The sequence below is a fragment of the Salipiger sp. HF18 genome (assembly GCF_011806505.1).
GTDB lineage: Bacteria > Pseudomonadota > Alphaproteobacteria > Rhodobacterales > Rhodobacteraceae > Salipiger > Salipiger thiooxidans.
On record NZ_JAATOS010000716.1, the window covers coordinates 1 to 1,551 of the forward strand.

The 1,551-nt window shown below is 68.1% G+C and carries 2 protein-coding genes; one reads left to right on the forward strand and one right to left on the reverse strand.

All coding sequences use genetic code 11. The annotated features are described in order from the left end of the window. Positions 1-605, reverse strand: a 605-nt coding sequence (locus HC022_RS26225) for a DUF2270 domain-containing protein (protein WP_167454336.1), incomplete at its 3' end; no start/stop codon positions are given. A gap of 292 nt (positions 606-897) precedes the next feature. Between HC022_RS26225 and HC022_RS26230 the strand changes: the two genes are divergently transcribed. Further along, a partial coding sequence (locus tag HC022_RS26230) for a trimethylamine methyltransferase family protein (RefSeq protein WP_368484822.1) occupies positions 898-1,551 on the forward strand: 654 nt, incomplete at its 3' end.

The window sequence follows — 1,551 nt, forward strand, 5'->3', positions numbered from 1 at the left end:
GGAATGAGACCCACGTCGGCGCGGGTCATCGCCTCGTCCAGCGAGGTCACCGGCGTCGGGTGCACGGCGACCTTGCCGAGGAACGCCGCGAGCTGGATCAGCATGATCCAGAGGTAGCTGCGGCGGATGCGCCGCCCCAGCGCGTGCAGGTAGGAGATCCGGAACTGGGGCCGGACGTAATCCTGCGCGACCTGCTGGCGCCAGCCCGGTTCCGCGCAGACCTGACCGGGGTCGATGATCGGCGCGTAGAAGTTCTTTTCCACTGTGCGGAAGCGGATGCGCCAGCTGTCGCAATAGCGGTAGCGCCGTGCCTCGAGCGTGAGGAAGAAGAGGTTCAGCACGCCCACCAGCACCAGAGGCAGCGGCGAGGCGTCGGGCGCGGCGTATGAGATCGAGAGCGCCACCCCCAGCGTCACCACCGCCCAGTTGGTCGTGGTGTCGAGCCGGGTGCGCCAGACCGAACAGCGATAGACCTCGCCCCTGTAGAGATGCGCGATGGCGCCGATCTCGGCCGGCGAGAATTCCGGGTTTTCGGGCGGGCTTTCTTCGCGCCGGATCACCTCGCCCATGTCGACCACCGTGGCCCTGTCTGCCTTGCCTGCCATGTCCACCTCCCGCCGGGCCCGCCTGGGCACCTAGAACCCCCACGGGCACGCTACCCGGGCGAGGGTTAAGACGGGATCAATCTTTCAAAACGTTTTAACAGTGCTGGAGCTTTGGAATTCGGCGTCTTATCATTGGCTTGAGCTGCGGGTGGGGCAGGTCAGCGGCTCTCGCCCGCGAGAAATGAATATGGAAGATTCATCTTAGATGCGCAGGGGCAGGTCGAATATCCCGGGCCCGAGGGGACGGCGGGGGGACTCTGGCGCGTCGAGACGATAGGGTGGGCCCGCGCGGGTGGGCCACCTGCGGCAGCAGCGGAGACGACGGATGAACGACGGGACCAGCACGGCAGACGAGACGGCGGAGATCACCCGCGCCATTCCCGAGCTCGAGCTGCTCTCCGACGACGCGCTTGACGCCATCGAGGCGGCCGCCGACACCATCCTGCAGGAGGTCGGCGTCAACTTCGTCAACAACCCCGAGGCGCTGGAACGCTGGCGCCGCGCCGGGGCCGAGATCGAGGGCGAGCGTGTGCGCCTCCCGCGCGGCCTCGCGCGCGAGCTCTGCGCGACCGCGCCGGGCGTCTTCACCCAGCTTGCCCGCAACCCCGCGCGCAGCGTCGAGATCGGCGGCCGGGGCCTCGTGCTAGCGCCGGTCTACGGGCCGCCCTTCGTGCATGACGCCGGGCGCGGACGGCGTTACGCCACCATCGAGGACTTCCGCAACTTCGTGAAGCTCGGCCAGATGGCGCGCTGGCTGCACCATTCCGGCGGCACCGTCTGCGAGCCCACCGACCTGCCGGTCAACAAGCGCCACCTCGACATGCTCCACGCCCACATGACGCTTTCGGACAAGCCCTTCATGGGCACCGCGACCGAGCCATCGCGCGCGCGGGACTGCATCGAGATGTGCGGCATCCTGTTCGGCGAGGATGTGGTGCGGGAGAAG